Here is a 16,454-nt window from a genome sequence, read left to right on the forward strand (position 1 = left end):
TGCGGCACCTCTGCCCGGCGCCACCTCTCGAAGCCGGCCGCGGCCCAGCAGGGCTCCGTCGGGGGTCGGCTCGGAATCAGCCACGATGTTCCTCGTCCCTGACGGAGCGCAGGCTGCCGCCACGTTCAAGTGACGGCAGCCTCGACGTCTCTCGACAACTGACACCCCTCATTCCCCGCCGTACCGTCCAATACCGTTTCGCGCGTGTCCCATGTCCGGTCGGCACCGCGTCGAGGGACCGAAAATCGGTTGCGGGCACCCACGTTCGTCGGCCATCCTGACCGCATGATGATCGACCTGAAGGGCGGCTTCCGCCCTGCCGCATGAGTACCGAAGCGTGGCGGCTGCCCGTCGGCGATGAACAACGTCCGACGTACTTCGCCCATGTGATCGCCTTGACGGAGATGCACGGGCCCGGCCCGTTGCCCCGAGGCGGCAACCCGCTCCCCGACAGCCGGCCCGCCGCACGGCGGCCGCAGATGTCCGAGGCGGTCCTCGACGGGGTGCGCACGCACCATTCCCGTGTCACGCCCGACGTGCCGGCCGCGGTGGCGCTCGTCGACCTGATCGCCGACCTCGTGGCCGGTCCGCCCGCGCCCGAAGCGGTCGAGCACGTTCACGATTTCGCGGCGGCCCAGGACATGTTGCCGATCGCCGACGCCGTCAGCAGGGAGCTGGCCGCACGTGGCCTGCCCGCCGAGCGGCTGCGCCAGGTCGGGCGGTGGCTCGCCGAGAACGGCACGCGCCGCACCGCGGTCGCGTTGGGGCTGTTGCTGCTCGGGCCGACGGGTGACCGCCGGGATCGCGAGCTGCTGCTTCTATTGGGGCGCCTGGAAACCCTGAGCCTCTTCGCCGCCGTCGCCCTCGCGCGCTCGCAACCCGACCGCGAGGAGGCGCTGTTCGAGCTGGCGCAACGGGTCTCCGGCTGGGGACGCATCCACGCGGTCGAGCGGCTGGCCGGAACCTCGTCCCCGGCCATCAAAACGTGGCTGCTGCGGGGAGGCTTCCGCAACGACATCATGGACGAGTACCTCGCCCACCTCGCCGCCACCACCGGCGACCTGGCCGGCGCATTGGCCACACCGCCCGTGGACGACGAGTTGCTCGACTCCGCCGGGGACATCCTCACCGCCCTCTACTTCGGTGGCCCCGCCGAGGACATGACCGACTACGCCGACGCGCCCGTGACCATCGACCGCTACCTCACGCTCGTCGCGGCCCGGCCGCCCAGCCTCGCGCGCGTCGCGGTCGTGCTCCGGCTGGCCCGGTTCCTCACCTCCGGCTGGGCCGTGGATCTCGACGCTCGCCGGCGCTTGCAGGACTCCTGCGAACGGCTGGTCCACCGACCCGACTGGCGGCTCACCGTGGAGCACGCCTTGGACAGCCCCGACCTGCCCGTGTTCCGGCAGGCGATCTGGCCGGCGCAGGAACTGGACATCCCCACCCGCGAGCGCATCCGGGCCCGCGTCCGCGCCCACCCCGACGACTCGTACCTCTGGCAGGCGCTCACCGACGACGACATCGACGACGCCGTGGCGCTCGCGCGCGAACTCCTGCCATTGGAAACCCTCGCCACCGGACCGACCCGTGGCATCGGGATCGATGCCGACCCTCCACATCGGACCCTCGACCTGATCGTCAGCCGCCTCGACGAACACCCGGGCAAGGGCTGGCCGCTGATCGAAGTCGCGCTGGCCAATCCGACCGTCCGCAACCGGAACATGGCCGTCCGAGCCCTCACCGCGTGGCCGTCCGACGCCATCCCGGGCCACCTCGTCGACGCGCTGAGAAAGGCGGGCGAGATCGAGCCCGATCCCGAAATCCGCGACCGGATGCGCCGGCTGCTGGCCGGGTGGACCGGCGAAGGCGAACCGCTCACGCCCGAATGAGCGCACTCGCTGCCCCGGCGGAGGGCCGGGGCAGCGAGTGCGGGTTCAGGCCTCGTCGGAGTCGAGTTCCGTCGTGATCAGGTAGCCCTGGTCATCCCGCGGGGCCAGGATGTGGCGGCGGTCCCACAGTTCGTTCACGATGGTGTTCGTGGCCTGGTAACAGAAGAGCGACGACGGCGCGCCGACGATGCCCGCGGTGTCCAGCCACAGCGGGAGCTCCGCGAGGAAGTACCGTGCTGACAGGCGGACGCGGTCCTCGATGGGCATGTCGCCGGTGAGTTCTTTCGTGGCCAGGTACTGGCGCGACGTGGCGAGCACCGAGTCGCGGAACGCCGGTGACTCGTCGAAGGCACGGTGGACGTCGTCGCGCAGGTGGCCGAGCGGCACGCTGCGGGACATCGCGGCTCAGGTCGCCCTGTTGCGGTCCACGGCCGAAGCCCGTCCCACGGTGGCCTCGGTGCACGGCGAACACGCGACAACCGCCCGGGCCGCCGACCTCACCCTGGACAAGTTCCTCGACCCCGCGACACTCGACCAGGCCGCGGGGCCACCCCGCCCACCCACGACCGTGCTCTTGACCGGCGCCAACGGTTTCCTCGGCCGGTTCCTCTGCCTCGACTGGCTCAAGCGGCTCGCACCGACCGGCGGCACCCTCGTCTGCCTGGTGCGCGGCACCGACGACGCGGACGCGCGACGGCGGCTCGACGAAGCGTTCGACAGCGGTGACGCCGAGCTCAAGGCGGAGTACGCGGAACTCAGCGGCGGACTGCAGGTCGTCGCCGGGGACCTCGGGTCCGCGCGCCTGGGCCTGGCCGAGCCGACCTGGCGGCGGCTGGCCGAGACGGTGGACCTCGTTGTGCACCCGGTCGCGCTCGTGAACCACGTGCTGCCCTACCACCAGCTGTTCGGCCCCAACGTCGCCGGCACCGCCGAGGTCATCCGGCTGGCGCTGACCGAACGCCTGAAGCCGGTGACGTATCTGTCCACTGTGGCCGTTTCGACCCGCGGCACGGTGGTGGTGGACGAAACCGCCGACATCCGCACGGCCGTCCCCGAACGGGCCATCGACGAAAGTCACGCGAACGGTTACGTCACCGGCAAATGGGCCGGCGAGGTGCTGCTGCGCGAAGCCCACGACCGGTACGGCCTGCCGGTGACGGTGTTCCGCTCCGACATGATCCTTGCGCACAGCCGCTACGCCGGGCAGCTCAACGTGCCCGACGCCTTCACCCGGCTGGTGCTGAGCGTGCTCGCCACCGGCCTCGCTCCGCGGTCGTTCTACCGCGGGGACGATCCGGCGCGCCCGCACTACGACGGGCTGCCGGTCGACTTCATCGCCGAGGCCGTGGCCACCCTGAGCGCGAGTGAGCCGGGGTACCGCACCTTCAACGTCGTCAACCCGCACGACGACAACGTCTCCCTCGACACCTTCGTCGACTGGCTGATCGCCACCGGCGCCGCGATCGAGCGGATCGAGGACCACCGGCAGTGGCACGAACGCTTCACCGTCGCGCTGCGGGCCCTGCCGGAGAAGCAGCGGCAGGATTCATTGCTGCCGCTGGTGCACGACTACCGCTCGCCGATCACACCGGTCGCCGGTTCGGCCGTGCCGGGCACACGGTTCCGCGAAGCCGTGCGGGATGCGGGAATCGGGCCGGATATTCCGCACGTGTCGCGCGCCCTGATCGAAAAGTACGTGGCGGATCTCAGAGGGCTGGGCTTGTTGTGACGGACGAAATCCCGGTGATCCACCTGGACTACACCGATCGAGGCGGCTCGCGAGGCATGCGGCAGGTGCGCCCGCACGAGGTGTGGCGCAACGGGGAAAAACGCTGGCTGCTGAAGGCTTTCGACACCGAACGGCGGGCGGTGTCGAACTTCGCGCTCACCGGGATCCACAACTGGCAGCCGGCGCCGGATCAGGAGCTGCCGCCCGATCTGCACACCGGCGTCTACCGCCACTTCAAGGGCGGGCTGTACCTCGTCACCGGCAACGCGCGCCACAGCGACAACGCCGACGAAGTGGTGGTGTACCGCACCCTCTACGGCACGTTCAGCTCCTGGGTCCGGCCGCTCGCCGAGTTCCGGCAGCGCGTGAAAAACCCTGCGGGCGAAGGCGAACTGCCGCGGTTCACCTTCGTCGACGCCCTCTGAAACCGTGGTGCGGACGCCGAACGCGTCCGCACCACGGTTCCGGTAGATCAAGCGAGGTCGAAGCGGTCCAGCTCCATGACCTTCGTCCACGCCGCGACGAAGTCGGCGACGAACTTCTCGTGCGCGCCCTCACCGGCGTAGACCTCGGCGAGTGCCCGCAGCTGTGAGTTGGAGCCGAACACGAGGTCGACCGCGGTGGCGGTCCACTTCAGCTCGTCCGTTGCGGCGTCGCGGATTTCGTAGGCGTTCTCCTCGTCCTTCGCGGCCTGCCAGCGGGCGCCCGGGGCGAGGAGGTTGGTAAAGAAGTCGCCGGTCAGCGTGCCCGGGCGGTCGGTCAGCACACCGTGCTTCGAGTCCCCGGTGTTGGCGCCCAGGGCCCGCAGGCCGCCGACCAGCACGGTCATCTCCGGCGCCGTGAGGTTCAGCATGTACGCGCGGTCGACGAGCAGCACCTCGGGCTGCAGCTTCTCGCCGGCTCGCAGGTAGTTGCGGAAACCGTCGGCACGCGGTTCGAGGACCGCGAAGGACTCGACGTCGGTCTGCTCCTGCGTGGCGTCGGTGCGGCCCGCGTGGAAGGGCACGGTGACCTCGACGCCCGCGTCGCGCGCGGCCTTCTCCACCGCGGCCGAACCCGCCAGCACGATGAGGTCCGCGAGCGAGATCTTCGCGCCGTCGGCACCGGTGAAGCCGCGCTGGATCTCTTCCAGCTTCTCGAGGACCGGCGCGTGCCCCTGGTTGACCTCCCAGCTGCGCTGCGGCTCCAGGCGCAGCCGCGCACCGTTGGCGCCACCGCGCTTGTCGGTGGAGCGGAAGCTCGCGGCCGACGCCCACGCGGTGCTCACCAGCTGCGCGACGGTGAGACCCGAGTCGAGGACCTTCGCCTTGAGCGCCGCCACGTCGGCGTCGCTCACGAGCTCGCCCTCGACGGCCGGCACCGGGTCCTGCCACAGCTGCGGTTCGGGAACCCACGGGCCCAGGAAGCGGCTGACGGGACCCATGTCGCGGTGCAGCAGCTTGAACCAGGCCTTGGCGAACGCCAGCGCGAACTCGTCCGGGTGCTCCAGGAAGCGGCGCGAGATCGGGCCGTAGATCGGGTCGAAGCGCAGCGCCAGGTCGGTGGTGAGCATGGTCGGCTTGTGCTTCTTGGCCGGGTCGAAGGCGTCCGGCACGATCTCCGGGGCGTCTTTGGCCACGTACTGCTTCGCGCCGCCGGGGCTCGTCTGCAGCTCCCACTCGAAGCCGAACAGGATCTCGAAGAAGCGGTTGGACCACTCGGTCGGCTTGTCGGTCCACGTGACCTCGAGCCCGCTGGTGATCGTGTCGCCCGCCTTGCCGCTGGCGTAGGTGCTCAGCCAGCCCAGGCCCTGCGCCTCCAGCCGCGCGCCCTCGGGCTCCGGGCCGACGTGGTCGTCGGCCACACCCGCGCCGTGGGTCTTGCCGAACGTGTGGCCGCCGGCGATGAGCGCGACGGTCTCCTCGTCGTTCATCGCCATGCGGGCGAAGGTCTCGCGGATGAAGTGGGCCGCCGCCATGAAGTCCGCGCTGCCGCGGGGGCCTTCGGGGTTGACGTAGATCAGGCCCATCTCGGTCGCGCCGAGCTGCGGCACCATCTCCGTGTCGGTGGCGTAGCGCTCGTCGCCCAGCCACGCGTCCTCCGGGCCCCAGAAGATCTCCTCGGGCTCCCAGGTGTCCACGCGGCCGAAGCCGAAGCCGAACGTGGTGAAGCCCATCGACTCCAGCGCCACGTTGCCGGCGAGCACGAGCAGGTCGGCCCACGAGATCTTCTGGCCGTACTTCTGCTTCACCGGCCACAGCAGGCGGCGCGCCTTGTCGAGGTTGGCGTTGTCGGGCCAGCTGTTGAGCGGAGCGAAGCGCTGCGCACCGTCGCCGGCGCCGCCGCGGCCGTCGTGGATGCGGTAGGTGCCCGCGGCGTGCCAGCTCATGCGGATCATCAGGCCGCCGTAGTGCCCGAAGTCGGCCGGCCACCAGTCCTGCGAGGTCGTGAGCACCTCGGTGATGTCGCGTTTGAGGGCGTCGACGTCGAGCTTCTTGAACTCCTCGGCGTAGCTGAAGTCCTGCGCCAGCGGGTTGCTCTTCGACGAGTGCGCGTGCAGCACCGAAAGGTCGAGCTGGTTCGGCCACCAGTCGCGGTTGGTGTGCGGACGACCACCGGTCTTGGGCTGCGGCGAGTCGATCGCCGGATTCTCGCTCTCACTGCCGTGCGAGGTGACGGAGTCGTGTGCGACCGGGCAACCCGCCGCCGCCTTCTTGTCCACCCCCTGCGCGCTCGACGGGGTGGTTTCCGGGGTCTCGCTCATCTGCTCGCCTTCCGGGGTCGGATCACTGGTGGTGGTGTTCGGCCGCGCAGCCGGGGCACAGGCCCCAGAACACGACCTCCGCCTCGTCGATCACATACCCGTGATCGTCCGCTGCGGTGAGACAGGGAGCCGCTCCGACGGCACACTCGACGTCCTCGATCGCACCGCACGAACGGCACACGACGTGGTGGTGGTTGTCCCCCACCCGCGACTCGTAGCGGGCGTTCGCACCGGCGGGCTGGATGCGCCGCGCCAGACCGGCGTCGACGAGGGCTCGCAGCACGTCGTAGACCGCCTGGTGCGAAACCGTGGGCAGCTCCTCGCGCACGAGCGTGATCACGGTTTCGGTGTCGACGTGCGGATGCTCGTCCAGCGCCGCGAGCACGGCGAGGCGCGGCCGTGTGACGCGCAACGAGGCCGCCCGCAGCTGGGCCTCGAACCCGGACATCATGCGCACCCTGATCTGCCGTCGGGAAGTCCGGCCGAGGGGCTCGGCCGGAATCGGACCTGGTCCAAGCTAGCAGTTTCCCGATCCATTCCAGTTTAAACGAAGATCGCCATCGGATCGTTTTCCGTCGAGATCGTCTCGGCGGGCGCGCGCTCCGGGGACCATGAAGTTCACGTCGAAGCCAACCTGGGAGCCCGCGGGCGGGGCCGCCGATGATCGACCGCGACAAACCGGCCGCTACCGCACGCACGACACCAAGACGGGCGAACCGGTCAGCACGCGGCACCGCTGCGGGCCGACCGGTTCGGCCGACGATTTGGTTTACGATATCGGCACATTCCATGGCCCGGGCCGAGCACCGGTTCGCGGTGGCGAGGGGGAAGCGGTGGCCGGGCAGAACAAGACGCGTGCGACGCCGGCCCGGGACGAACCCGTGTCGGCGTCGCTGGCCGTCGAGTTGCGGGCCGCGATCACCAGCGGTGAGCTCGTGCCTGGTCAGCGGCTGGTGGAGGTCGACCTCATCGAGCGGTACGGCGCCAGCCGCGGCGCGGTGCGCAATGCGTTGCGGGAGCTCATGGTCGACGACCTCGTGGAGGTGCTCCACAACAAGGGCGCCCGGGTCAAGGTGGTGTCGCTGCGGACCGCCATCGAGATCACCGAGGTCCGCATGGCGCTCGAAGCGCTCTCGGCCGCGAAGGCCGCGGAACGCGTCACGCCCGAGCACGCGGCGACCCTGCGCCGCATCGGCCAGGACATGGTGTCGGCCGTCGAAGCCAACGACGTCGACGGCTACTCCGAGCTCAACGCCACGCTGCACGCGAAGATCCGCGAAATGGCCGACCACCCCACCTCGGCGAGCGTGATCGAGCGGCTGGGCGCGCAGATCGTGCGCTACCAGTTCCGGTTGTCCCGGCGGCGAGGACGCCCCAGCGTGTCACTGCCCCAGCACCGGCTGATCATCGCCGCGATCGTCGAGGGCGACGCCGACGCCGCGGCCCTGGCGATGCGCCAGCACCTGCAGAGCGTGCTCGACGCGCTGCGTTCAGAGCCGGAACACCAGCGCTGACAACGGTTTTCGGCCCGTACGTGGTCGGCCCGGCGGGTTCACCACACCGCGCTGGCCGGGGGCACCAGGAGGCGTCCTCGCGCACGATTTGCTCGGTGGGGCACGCGCCGATGACACCAGCCACGAACTCGGCGTTGCGCGCGACATCGGCGCTCAGGTAGTTGACGTGGCCGAGCCGAGTGCGAGCCGGGTCTCAGTCCGCCGGGCCCGCGGCCTTCGCGCAGAGGTGCGCGCTCAACCGTTCGCGGACGTCGAAGGCGTCCGGCACGCCGTGCTCGTCGATGATGTCTCGGGCTTCGGCCCAGTACCGCGTCGCGCGCTCGGCATCACCGGATTCGGCGAACACACCGCCGACGTAGGCGAGCAGCTCCACGGCGAAGTGCCAGTTGTGCACTTCGCGCTGACCGCGGATCGCATCGAGCCACCACGGTTCGGCCGCGGCCAGGTCGCCGACGGCCTCGTGCGCCGAAGCGATGACCTGCCAAGCACTGAGCACGCCGTTGCGGTTGCCCATGGCTTCGTAGGCCGCGGCCGCGCGCTCGGCGAGCGCCACCGCCTCCTCGCGCCGGCCGAGCACGGCGGAGCCGAACGCCAGGCCGGTCGTCGCCGCGACCTCACCCGCGGCGTTGCCGGCGGCGCGGTGCAGGTCCACCGCGCGGCGCAGGTGCTCGGCGGCCTCCTCGACGCGGTCCAGCGAGAAGAGCACGTTGCCGTAATTGGTGTGCACGAAGGCGCGCTCGGCGTCGTCGGTGAGCAGCTCCATCACCCGGTCGAGCTCGCGGAGGCTGTCTTCGCCGCGTTGCAGGAGGCTGTAGGCACCGGCGAGGCTGCGGTGCAGCTGCGCCTCCAGCGCGGGGTCGTCCTCCACCGTCCCCAGCGCCAGCTCGGTGACCGCCGCCCACTCCTCGGCCCTGCCGACACGCTGGTAGGCCGTGAGCAGCGACAGCGCCAACGGCCCGGTCTCGGCCCGCAGCGCCGGCGTCGCGGCCAGCTGCCAGGCCAGGAGTGTCAACGTGGGCAGCTCGGTCTCGAACCACTCCGCGGCCTCGTCGTACCCGCCGAGCCCGGTCACCGTGACGCCCGGCTCAGGCACCGGCACGTGGTCGTGGTCCGGCCGCAACGGCCGCAGCAGCAGCGCGGCTTGATGGGCGACGCAGCGGTAGTGGCTGACGAGGCGCCGCAGTGCGGCGTCCTGCTCGGACGGCGGGTCGGTGGTCTTCAGCAGCTCCAGGGAGTAGGAGCGGATCAGGTCGTGTGCCGAGAACCGGTCGGGCCGGGACTCGGTGACGTACCGGATGCGCGTCAGCTCCTCCAGCAGCGTGCGCGCCTCCGCCGCGGGGATGCCCGCGAGGCTCGCCGCCACGTCGACGGAGACGTCGGCGCCGCGGTGCAGGGGCAGGAGCCGGAACAGCCGCGCGGTCGCCGGGCTGAGGATCCGGTACGACCAGGAGAACACGGTGCGCACGTCACCCGTGCCGTCGGTGCCGAACGCCTCCAGCGTGCCGCGGGTCTCGCGCAGCGTCGTGGCCAGCGCCGCGAGCGTGAGCTGCGGGCGGGTGCGCACGCGGGCCGCGACGATCGCCAGCGCCAGCGGCAGCCGGCCGCACAGCTGGGCGATCTCGGCGACCGCCTCGGGCTCGGCCGTGACCCGGTCCTCGCCGAGGCGCCGGGCCAGCGTGTCTCGGGCGTCTTCGGGCGACAGGGTGTCGAGGGTCAGCACCTCGGCGCCGTGGGAGGCGACGAGCGAGCCGAGGCGGTTGCGGCTGGTCACGATCACCCCGCTGCCCGGGGCCCCGGGCAGCAGCGGGAGCACTTGGTCGGCGTCGCGCACGTTGTCGACCACGACGAGCATCCGGCGCCCGACCAGCAGGCTGCGGTACAGACCACTGCGCGCGTCCAGCCCGCTGGGCACGGGCACCGAGCCCAGCGTGAGCACCTCGATGAACCCGCGCAGCGCTTCGGCCGGGTCGACCACCGCGCCCGTCGGGTCGAAGCCCTGCATGTTCACGTACAGCTGGCCGTCGGGGAACCGCGCGGCCACGCGGTGGCCCACGTGCACGGCGAGCGAAGTCTTGCCCGCGCCGGCGAGCCCGTCGATCACCACCAGCGGCATCGTGCCCGTGTCGACGGCGGACTCCAGCGTCCGCGACAGCGTCGTCACCTCGGCGTTGCGCCCGGTGAACGCCGCCAGGCCCGGCGGCAGCTGTGCGGGGCGCACAGGCCCCGGAGCGGGAGCGGCGGGCGCGGGGTCCGGTTCCGGCTCGGGCTCCGGTTCGCCGAGCAGCGCCTGCTGCGCCTTCACCAGCTCCGGGCCCGGCTCCACGCCCAGCTCGGCCACCAGGCGCCCGCGGATGTCGCGATACAGCTCGAGCGCCAGGGCGCGGCGCCCCACCGCGGCCAGCGCACGCATCAGGCGCGCGTGCACGCCTTCGTCGAACGGGTCCTGCGCGGCCAGCCGCTCCAGGTGCGGCAGCAGCGGCTGCGGCGACTGGCCGGTCTTCGCGGCGAGGTCGGCGGCTTCCAGCAGCACCGCGGCGACCTCCCGGTCGATGCCGGCGAGCAGCGTGGCGACGCTCGTCGACGGCGTCTTGCCCGCGCCGGCCGCACCGCGGCACAGCTCCAGCGCGTGGAGGTACCGGGTCAGCGCCTCACCCGCGTCCTCCGCCTGGCGCGCCCCCGCGGCCCGGGCGCGGAAGTCGGCGAGGTCGCAGCTGTCGGCGTCCACCTGCAACGCGTACCCGCCAGGCCGGCGCACGAGCCACCGGCCTTGAGCCCGCGAGGCGAGATCAGGCTCGACGACGCGGCGCAACGCCCCGACGTAGCGCTGGATCACGTTGGCCGCACTCGCCGGCGGCTCGTCCTCCCAGAGCAGGTCGACCAGCTCGTCGAGACCCGTGGGACTGCCGTCGCGCGCGAGCAGGACGGTCAGCAGCAGCCGTTGCGCGGGAGGGCCCAGAGCGAGTTCGCGCTCACCCCGCCAGGCCCGCACCGGGCCGAGGATCTCGAACCGCACCCGAGGCGAACCGGGATCTCCCACCGGCCCTCCGCTTCGACCGCGGCCCGACCGCCCACCGCGCCGAGCCGTGAACTGTAACGCTGTACAACATACCCTGAGCTGGATTGATCTTCGAGCGGACGACTCGGCGGCACAAGCGTTTTCGAGGTGCGGGAAGTAAGCATCCGCTCAACCGAAGCGGCCGTGGATGTAGTCGGTGGTCCGCTCGTCGCGCAGTGCGCCCAAGATCGTCTCCGTCGGTCCCTCCTCCACGATCCCGCCCGGCGCGCCCTCCTCCGCCAGGAAGAAAGCGCACCGCGCAGACACGCGCTGGGCCTGGCCTGGGTGGTGAGAAAGGACAGTCCGGCGTGGCCGAGGGCCTGGCTGCCGTTCTTCAGCAGGAAACCGCCGACCACCACCATGATCGTGAGCACCAGCAGCCCGGCGCCCAGCAGTGCCAGCCGGAAGAAGCGGTCGGCGCCACCCGGTCTTCCGGCGCGCCGGCGGGTTCGGTTGATCTCACCGCTCGATTCGGCGAGATGGTGAAAAGGACTACCCGAATTGATCGCGTGCAACCGGCGGCGGTACTTGCGGCTCGAGACGCCCACCGACTCCCCGGCCAGACGCAGCAGCCCCTCTTTGAGCCGCTGCACCGCAAGGGCACACGAATCACCGTCGGGAAAGGAATCAACCGACTGCGCGATACTCCGGTTGTTGGCCGAGAGAAATCGCCACATCACCGCCCATCCCGAATCGGAATGCGCTCGTCCATTCAGACCAGCAGCCTTGATGGACACCGTCTCGAACCGAGGCTCGGCCATCGTGTTCGTTTATTCCAGCGGTCCCCGACCGACGTGCTCAGGCTCACCCACTTCGGTATACGCCAGCGGAACAACGGGCAGCGCACGCATGCTCCAACCCTTCACAGGGGGTTGAACGAACAGCCGCACCAGAGCTCGTGAGTGCCTGTGCCGGTCAGAACCGGCACAGGCACTCACGAGCACTTGCGCTGTCGAAAGTGCGCGGTGGCGCACTTTCCGTCGTTCAGAGCAGTTCGAGAGCCGCGACGATCTCCGAGGTCTCGGTGCGCGTCGCGTAGTCCGGGTGCACGTCGATCCAGCGGATGGTCCCCTCGGCGTCGACGAGGACCACCGTGGGCATCGGGATGCCGCCGGTCCCGTCCGCGTTGACGTCGGTCAGGTCGAGTCCGAGCGCCCGTTGCGCGCCGGCCACCTGCTCGGTCGGAGCGGTGAGCACACCGAGGGCCGACGCGATCCGGTTGCCCGGGTCGGACAGCACGGTGAAGGTGAGCTCGTTCTTCTGCGCCATGCTCAGCGAACCGTCCGGCTTCTGCGGGCTGAGCGCGATGAGCTCGATGCCCCGCCCGGCCAGCGCCGGCACGAGCTGTTCCTGGTACGTGCGCAGCGCGACGTTGCAATACGGGCACCAGGCGCCGCGGTAGGTCACGACGACGGCGGGCCGGCCGGCGCGGACCGCGGCCAGTGTGGTGGCCACGCCGTGCACGTCGAGCAGTTCACCGTCGGGCATCGCGGCGCCCGCCGCGAGCACGCCGGCCGGCGTCCCGGCCGCGGCGAGCTCGGTCTGCTCGGCATGGAACGCAGCTGCGGCATCGGCCGGCATCCTGCCGGCCAGATCTGCCTGCAGTGCCTCGACCCGCTCGGCGATGGTGGTGTCAGTGGTGGTCACATCAAGCCTTTCGACGTCCTCGCCAGCCCGCCGACGGCGGAACTGGATAGCTCAATCCAGTAGTACCGGCAGCAAACTGGATAGTCAAATCCAGTTTGGGGAGTTTTCCGTAGACTGACGGACATGACGGAGACGGCGCCGACCCGCTTGACCGCACGCGGGCAGGCCACGCGCGAGCGGATCGTGTCCGCCGCCGCCCGGCTGATGGCCGAACGCGGCGTGGCCGGCACCAGCACCCCCGACGTGCGCGACGCCGCCGGGGTCAGCTCGTCGCAGATCTACCACTACTTCGCCGACAAGGGCGCCCTGACCAGGGCGGTCATCGAGTTCCAGACAACCCGCATCGTCGGCGGCCAGCACGAGCTGCTGAGCCGCCTCGACAGCTTCGCCGCCCTGCGCGCCTGGCGCGACGCGATCGTGCTGCTGCAGCACGAGCTGCACTGCCAGGGCGGCTGCCCGCTGGCGACGCTCTCGGGCGAGCTCGCCGAACACGACGACGCCGCCCGCGCCGCCCTCGCCGACAGCTTCACCCTGTGGGCCGAGGCGATCCGCGCGGGGCTCCAACACATGATCGACCACGGCGTGCTGCGCGAAGACACCGACGCGGAGCACCTTTCGCTGGCCATGCTCGCCGCGCTGCAGGGCGGGCTCGTGCTGGCCCAGGCGCAGCGCTCCACGAAGGCACTGGAAGCCGGCCTCGATTCGATGATCGCGATCATCGAACGCCACGCGGCGAACTAGGCACAACCATCTACAGTGGACGGTCCGCCGGTGCCGCGAGCCGGAGAAGCCGTGTCCCTCGAAGAAAATCCGCCATCCCGGTGAAGCCGCCGGGCAGCCCGCTGCAGCTCGCCGGCCGCTCAACCCCAGCCGCTTTCCAGACCACCCACCGGTGGTTCACCACCCGCCTCGGCGAACGCGGTCAGCGCCTCCACCAGAGCGCGCCGCCGTTGTTCGGGCATCTTCGCCACGATCTTCGCGATCTCGCGGCGGCGCCGGGCGGTGACCTGCCGGACGGTGCGCGTGCCGTCGTCGGTCAGGGACAGGACGATCTCGCGGCGGGACACCGGGCTGTGGCCGCGGTGCACGAGACCCGCGGCCACGAGGCGGTCGACCATGCGGCTGGCGGTCGGCGGCGTGACGCCCAGCTGTTCGGCGAGGGTGGCGTGCTTGAGGGGCCCGCGGGTGTGCAGCACGACGAGCAACCGGAACTGCGGCAGCGTCAACCGATCGCCGGCCGCGGCGACCGAGCGGACCGAGACGGCCACGAGGACGCGCGACGCGGTGAGCACGGCGTCGGTGAGGGCGTCGACGTCGGAGAGGCCGGTCGTGGGGCTCGCGCTCATGGCGTCCAGTCTGCCGCAAACAGGGACGAACGGCCCGAAAGCCGCACCACCCCGGCGCCGCGAAGGCGGGCCGGGGCGGCGCGCAGCGGATTTCAGGCGATGGCTTCTTCCTCGTCGTCGCGGTGTTCGGCGAGGATCTGCTCGACGCGGTCACGCGGCAGCGCACTGCGAAGGGCGAGCCACATGACGATGGCCGTCAACACCAGCGAAGCCACGGCGCCGAGGTCGAAGTCGAGCACGCCCAGGTTGCCGGCGTGCTTGTCCTGCTCCGGGTAGTCACCGAGATAGCTGATGAGCGCCAGCCCGACGAACCACACCAGCACCCACCAGCCGTGCCGGAAGTCCATGCGGGACGTGCGCCCTTTGGCCACCGCCTGGTGCAGCGCCAGCAGCACGTAGCCGAGCGCGATGACCACGAACAGCTTCCAGTTCGTGTCCCAGCCCGTCCAGTAGATGATCAGGTTGGTGGAGAACAACGCCAGGAACGCCACCACCCACACCCACGAGCGGCCGAGGCGGAACGGGCGCACCTGGTTCGGCAGCTGCCGGCGCATCGCGAGCAGCACCAGCGGCCCGGAGCCGAACGAGAGCACCGTGCTGTTGGTGACGAACTCGACGAGCTGGCTCCAGCCCGGGAACGGCAGGAAGAAGAAGCAGCCGACCACGAACGCGAGGATGAGGCTCACCCACGGCACCCCGGTCTTGTTGACCTTCGACAGGCCCGACGGCGCGTTGCGGTTGCGGCCCATCGCATACGAGATGCGCGCGGTGACGCCGGTGTAGATGAGGCCGGTGTCCCCCGGCGAGATGATCGCGTCGGCGTAGAGCAGCCCGGCGAGCCAGCCGAGGCCGAGGATGCCGGCGATCGCCGCGAGCGGACCGAAGGTGGCGAGCACGTCTCCGCCCGCGGTGAAGTTCGCGCCGACGTTCGCCCAGCCCTGCTTCGCCACGGCGTCGGACGGGACCGCGCCGATGAACGCGATCTGCAGCAGCACGTAGAGGATCCCGGTGAGCACGACCGACCCGATGAGGGTCAGCGGCACGTTGCGCTTCGGGTTCGACGTCTCCCCCGCGAGCTCCACGCCCTGGCGGAACCCGAAGAACGAGAACGCGATGCCGGCGCTGGCCACGGCCGAGAAGATGCCGTGCGCCCCATAGGGTGCGAAACCGCCGTAGTCGCCGAAGTGGTTGCCGTTGAACGCGGTCACCAGGAACACCACGATCACCAGCGCGATGATCGCGAGCTTCCACCACACGAGCACGTTGTTGATCCGCGCGAACCAGCGCACGCCGAAGAAGTTCACGAGCACGAACAACGCGAGCAGCGCGACGCAGACCCCGGTGCCGGCCGGGGTGAGCACGGCGTTCTTGTCCGCGTCGAGTGTTTCCAGCCAGGGCACGTAGTTCGTCGCGTACTGCGCGACCGCGAGCACCTCGATCGGCGACACCGCGGCCGCGGCGATCCAGGTGACCCAGCCCATCGAGAAGCTGGCGAAGGAACCGAACGAGTAGTGCGGGAACCGCGCGACCCCACCCGAGTGCGGGAACATCGTGCCGAGCTCGGCGTAGCACATCCCGATCAGGATGAACATCACCGCGCCGATCACCCACGAGACGATCGCGGCCGGTCCGGCCAGCTCCGCGGCGTTGAGCGCACCGAACAGCCACCCGGACCCGATCACCGACCCGACGGCGGTGAACAGCAGCCCGATCGGTCCGAAGTGCTTCTTGAGCCGCTTGTCGTCACCAGCCGTGCCCGCCTGTTCCGGCGGCGCGGTTCCGGCGTCCACTCCCATGTGGCCTCCTCTGGCCGTGACTTGTCCGAACGCCAGCTACCCAGACGGGTGAAGGGGAAAACACCCGGATGCGAGATCGTTACCTAGTGCAACAGTTCGCCTGGGCAGCTGTCAGTCCACAGTGGAGCACAAAACCCGGACGACGGCGCGGTGGAGGTGGCCGCGCCCGCCGTGGCAGCCTTGGTCCGCAACGGACCACCACCGGATCGGAGAAGACCGTGGAAACCTGGGACGCCATCCGCGCCCGCCGCAACGTGCGCGGGTACAGCGACGAACCCGTGCCCGAGGAGCACCTGACGCGGATCGCGGAGGCCGGCCGGCGGGCGCCGTCGGCGTCGAACCGCCAGCATTGGGACTTCGTGGTCGTGACCGACCGTTCGCAGTTGCGTGAGCTGGCGACGGTGTGGCAGGGCGCGGGACACATCGCCGGGGCGCAGGCCGCCCTTGCGCTCGTGGTGCCCGAGCCGGCCGACGATCGCACGAGTGCGCTCGACCAGTTCGACCTCGGACAGGCCACCTACGCCATGATGCTCGCCGCCGCCGACCTCGGCATCGGTACCGGGCACTCCGCGATCGGCGACCAGGACCGCGCGCGCGAGATCCTCGGGGTGCCGGCCGGCCACGTCGTGTCGCTCATGCTCGGCATCGGCTACCCCGCCGATCGACCGCTGCGGCCCATCGTGAACCCGACGCGCCGCCCGTTCGACGAGGTCGTGCACCGCGGTCGCTGGTGAC

General features: G+C 70.7%; 15 protein-coding genes. 7 read left to right on the forward strand and 8 right to left on the reverse strand.

Annotation, left to right across the window (positions count from 1 at the left end):
• Window positions 1-323 precede the first annotated feature (323 nt).
• Entirely contained in the window at window positions 324-1,889 is a 1,566-nt protein-coding gene (locus tag ACWEOE_RS13710; protein ID WP_452008039.1) for a hypothetical protein, read from the forward strand.
• A 45-nt stretch (window positions 1,890-1,934) separates the two neighbouring features.
• On the opposite strand, the gene ACWEOE_RS13715 is transcribed toward ACWEOE_RS13710, so the two are convergent.
• Window positions 1,935-2,288 carry a tRNA-dependent cyclodipeptide synthase gene (locus ACWEOE_RS13715; protein ID WP_452008042.1) on the reverse strand — a complete coding sequence of 118 codons (354 nt, stop codon included), beginning with the start codon at window positions 2,286-2,288 and terminating at the stop codon, window positions 1,935-1,937.
• A gap of 58 nt (window positions 2,289-2,346) precedes the next feature.
• Here ACWEOE_RS13715 and ACWEOE_RS13720 point away from each other — a divergent pair, with 58 nt between their 5' ends.
• On the forward strand, window positions 2,347-3,618 hold the full coding sequence (locus ACWEOE_RS13720) for a thioester reductase domain-containing protein (RefSeq protein WP_452008045.1): 1,272 nt from the start codon (window positions 2,347-2,349) through the stop codon (window positions 3,616-3,618).
• On the forward strand, window positions 3,615-4,043 hold the full coding sequence (locus ACWEOE_RS13725) for a DUF1653 domain-containing protein (RefSeq protein ID WP_452008048.1): 429 nt from the start codon (window positions 3,615-3,617) through the stop codon (window positions 4,041-4,043). The genes ACWEOE_RS13720 and ACWEOE_RS13725 overlap by 4 nt, the downstream gene beginning before the upstream one ends.
• A 47-nt stretch (window positions 4,044-4,090) precedes the next feature.
• Here the strand turns inward: ACWEOE_RS13725 and katG are convergent, their stop codons facing one another.
• Together katG and ACWEOE_RS13735 are read right to left on the reverse strand one after the other, a co-directional pair.
• A complete protein-coding gene (gene katG, locus ACWEOE_RS13730; protein ID WP_452008051.1) occupies window positions 4,091-6,361 on the reverse strand; it encodes a catalase/peroxidase HPI in 2,271 nt (756 codons plus the stop codon).
• 22 nt (window positions 6,362-6,383) lie between these two features.
• Window positions 6,384-6,812 carry a Fur family transcriptional regulator gene (locus ACWEOE_RS13735; protein WP_452008054.1) on the reverse strand — a complete coding sequence of 143 codons (429 nt, stop codon included), beginning with the start codon at window positions 6,810-6,812 and terminating at the stop codon, window positions 6,384-6,386.
• Between the two features lie 382 nt (window positions 6,813-7,194).
• Here ACWEOE_RS13735 and ACWEOE_RS13740 point away from each other — a divergent pair, with 382 nt between their 5' ends.
• The gene (locus ACWEOE_RS13740; protein ID WP_452008057.1) at window positions 7,195-7,875 is read left to right on the forward strand and encodes a GntR family transcriptional regulator; all 681 of its coding nucleotides are present in this window, start codon (window positions 7,195-7,197) and stop codon (window positions 7,873-7,875) included.
• A 193-nt stretch (window positions 7,876-8,068) separates the two neighbouring features.
• Here the strand turns inward: ACWEOE_RS13740 and ACWEOE_RS13745 are convergent, their stop codons facing one another.
• Both ACWEOE_RS13745 and ACWEOE_RS13750 read right to left on the reverse strand, forming a co-directional pair.
• The gene (locus ACWEOE_RS13745; RefSeq protein ID WP_452008060.1) at window positions 8,069-10,912 is read right to left on the reverse strand and encodes an AfsR/SARP family transcriptional regulator; all 2,844 of its coding nucleotides are present in this window, start codon (window positions 10,910-10,912) and stop codon (window positions 8,069-8,071) included.
• 147 nt (window positions 10,913-11,059) lie between these two features.
• A complete protein-coding gene (locus ACWEOE_RS13750) occupies window positions 11,060-11,197 on the reverse strand; it encodes a hypothetical protein (protein WP_452008063.1) in 138 nt (45 codons plus the stop codon).
• Window positions 11,198-11,238: 41 nt separating this feature from the next.
• Between ACWEOE_RS13750 and ACWEOE_RS13755 the strand changes: the two genes are divergently transcribed.
• Window positions 11,239-11,832 carry a hypothetical protein gene (locus ACWEOE_RS13755; RefSeq protein WP_452008066.1) on the forward strand — a complete coding sequence of 198 codons (594 nt, stop codon included), beginning with the start codon at window positions 11,239-11,241 and terminating at the stop codon, window positions 11,830-11,832.
• An 82-nt stretch (window positions 11,833-11,914) separates the two neighbouring features.
• Here the strand turns inward: ACWEOE_RS13755 and ACWEOE_RS13760 are convergent, their stop codons facing one another.
• Window positions 11,915-12,577, reverse strand: coding sequence for a peroxiredoxin-like family protein (locus ACWEOE_RS13760; RefSeq protein ID WP_452008069.1), 663 nt, complete (start codon window positions 12,575-12,577; stop codon window positions 11,915-11,917).
• Window positions 12,578-12,700: 123 nt separating this feature from the next.
• Here ACWEOE_RS13760 and ACWEOE_RS13765 point away from each other — a divergent pair, with 123 nt between their 5' ends.
• Entirely contained in the window at window positions 12,701-13,318 is a 618-nt protein-coding gene (locus ACWEOE_RS13765; RefSeq protein WP_452008072.1) for a TetR/AcrR family transcriptional regulator, read from the forward strand.
• Window positions 13,319-13,437: 119 nt separating this feature from the next.
• Here the strand turns inward: ACWEOE_RS13765 and ACWEOE_RS13770 are convergent, their stop codons facing one another.
• Window positions 13,438-13,923: a MarR family winged helix-turn-helix transcriptional regulator gene (locus ACWEOE_RS13770; protein ID WP_452008075.1), complete on the reverse strand. Its 486-nt coding sequence runs from the start codon at window positions 13,921-13,923 to the stop codon at window positions 13,438-13,440.
• Window positions 13,924-14,015: 92 nt separating this feature from the next.
• Window positions 14,016-15,719, reverse strand: a complete 1,704-nt coding sequence (locus ACWEOE_RS13775; protein WP_452008077.1) for an APC family permease — start codon at window positions 15,717-15,719, stop codon at window positions 14,016-14,018.
• A gap of 218 nt (window positions 15,720-15,937) precedes the next feature.
• On the opposite strand from ACWEOE_RS13775, the gene ACWEOE_RS13780 reads away from it, so the two are divergent.
• Complete coding sequence (locus ACWEOE_RS13780) at window positions 15,938-16,453, forward strand: nitroreductase family protein (RefSeq protein WP_452008080.1); 516 nt, start codon at window positions 15,938-15,940, stop codon at window positions 16,451-16,453.
• Window position 16,454 lies beyond the last annotated feature (1 nt).

The organism is Amycolatopsis sp. NPDC004368, assembly GCF_053602515.1.

Bases quoted from the DNA above. Each gene is read 5' to 3' on its own strand.
- ACWEOE_RS13710 (WP_452008039.1), top strand. From the start codon at position 324: ATGAGTACCGAAGCGTGGCGGCTGCCCGTCGGCGATGAACAACGTCCG.
- ACWEOE_RS13715 (WP_452008042.1), bottom strand. From the start codon at position 2,288: ATGTCCCGCAGCGTGCCGCTCGGCCACCTGCGCGACGACGTCCACCGT.
- katG (WP_452008051.1), bottom strand. From the start codon at position 6,361: ATGAGCGAGACCCCGGAAACCACCCCGTCGAGCGCGCAGGGGGTGGAC.
- ACWEOE_RS13735 (WP_452008054.1), bottom strand. From the start codon at position 6,812: ATGATGTCCGGGTTCGAGGCCCAGCTGCGGGCGGCCTCGTTGCGCGTC.
- ACWEOE_RS13765 (WP_452008072.1), top strand. From the start codon at position 12,701: ATGACGGAGACGGCGCCGACCCGCTTGACCGCACGCGGGCAGGCCACG.
- ACWEOE_RS13770 (WP_452008075.1), bottom strand. From the start codon at position 13,923: ATGAGCGCGAGCCCCACGACCGGCCTCTCCGACGTCGACGCCCTCACC.
- ACWEOE_RS13775 (WP_452008077.1), bottom strand. From the start codon at position 15,719: ATGGGAGTGGACGCCGGAACCGCGCCGCCGGAACAGGCGGGCACGGCT.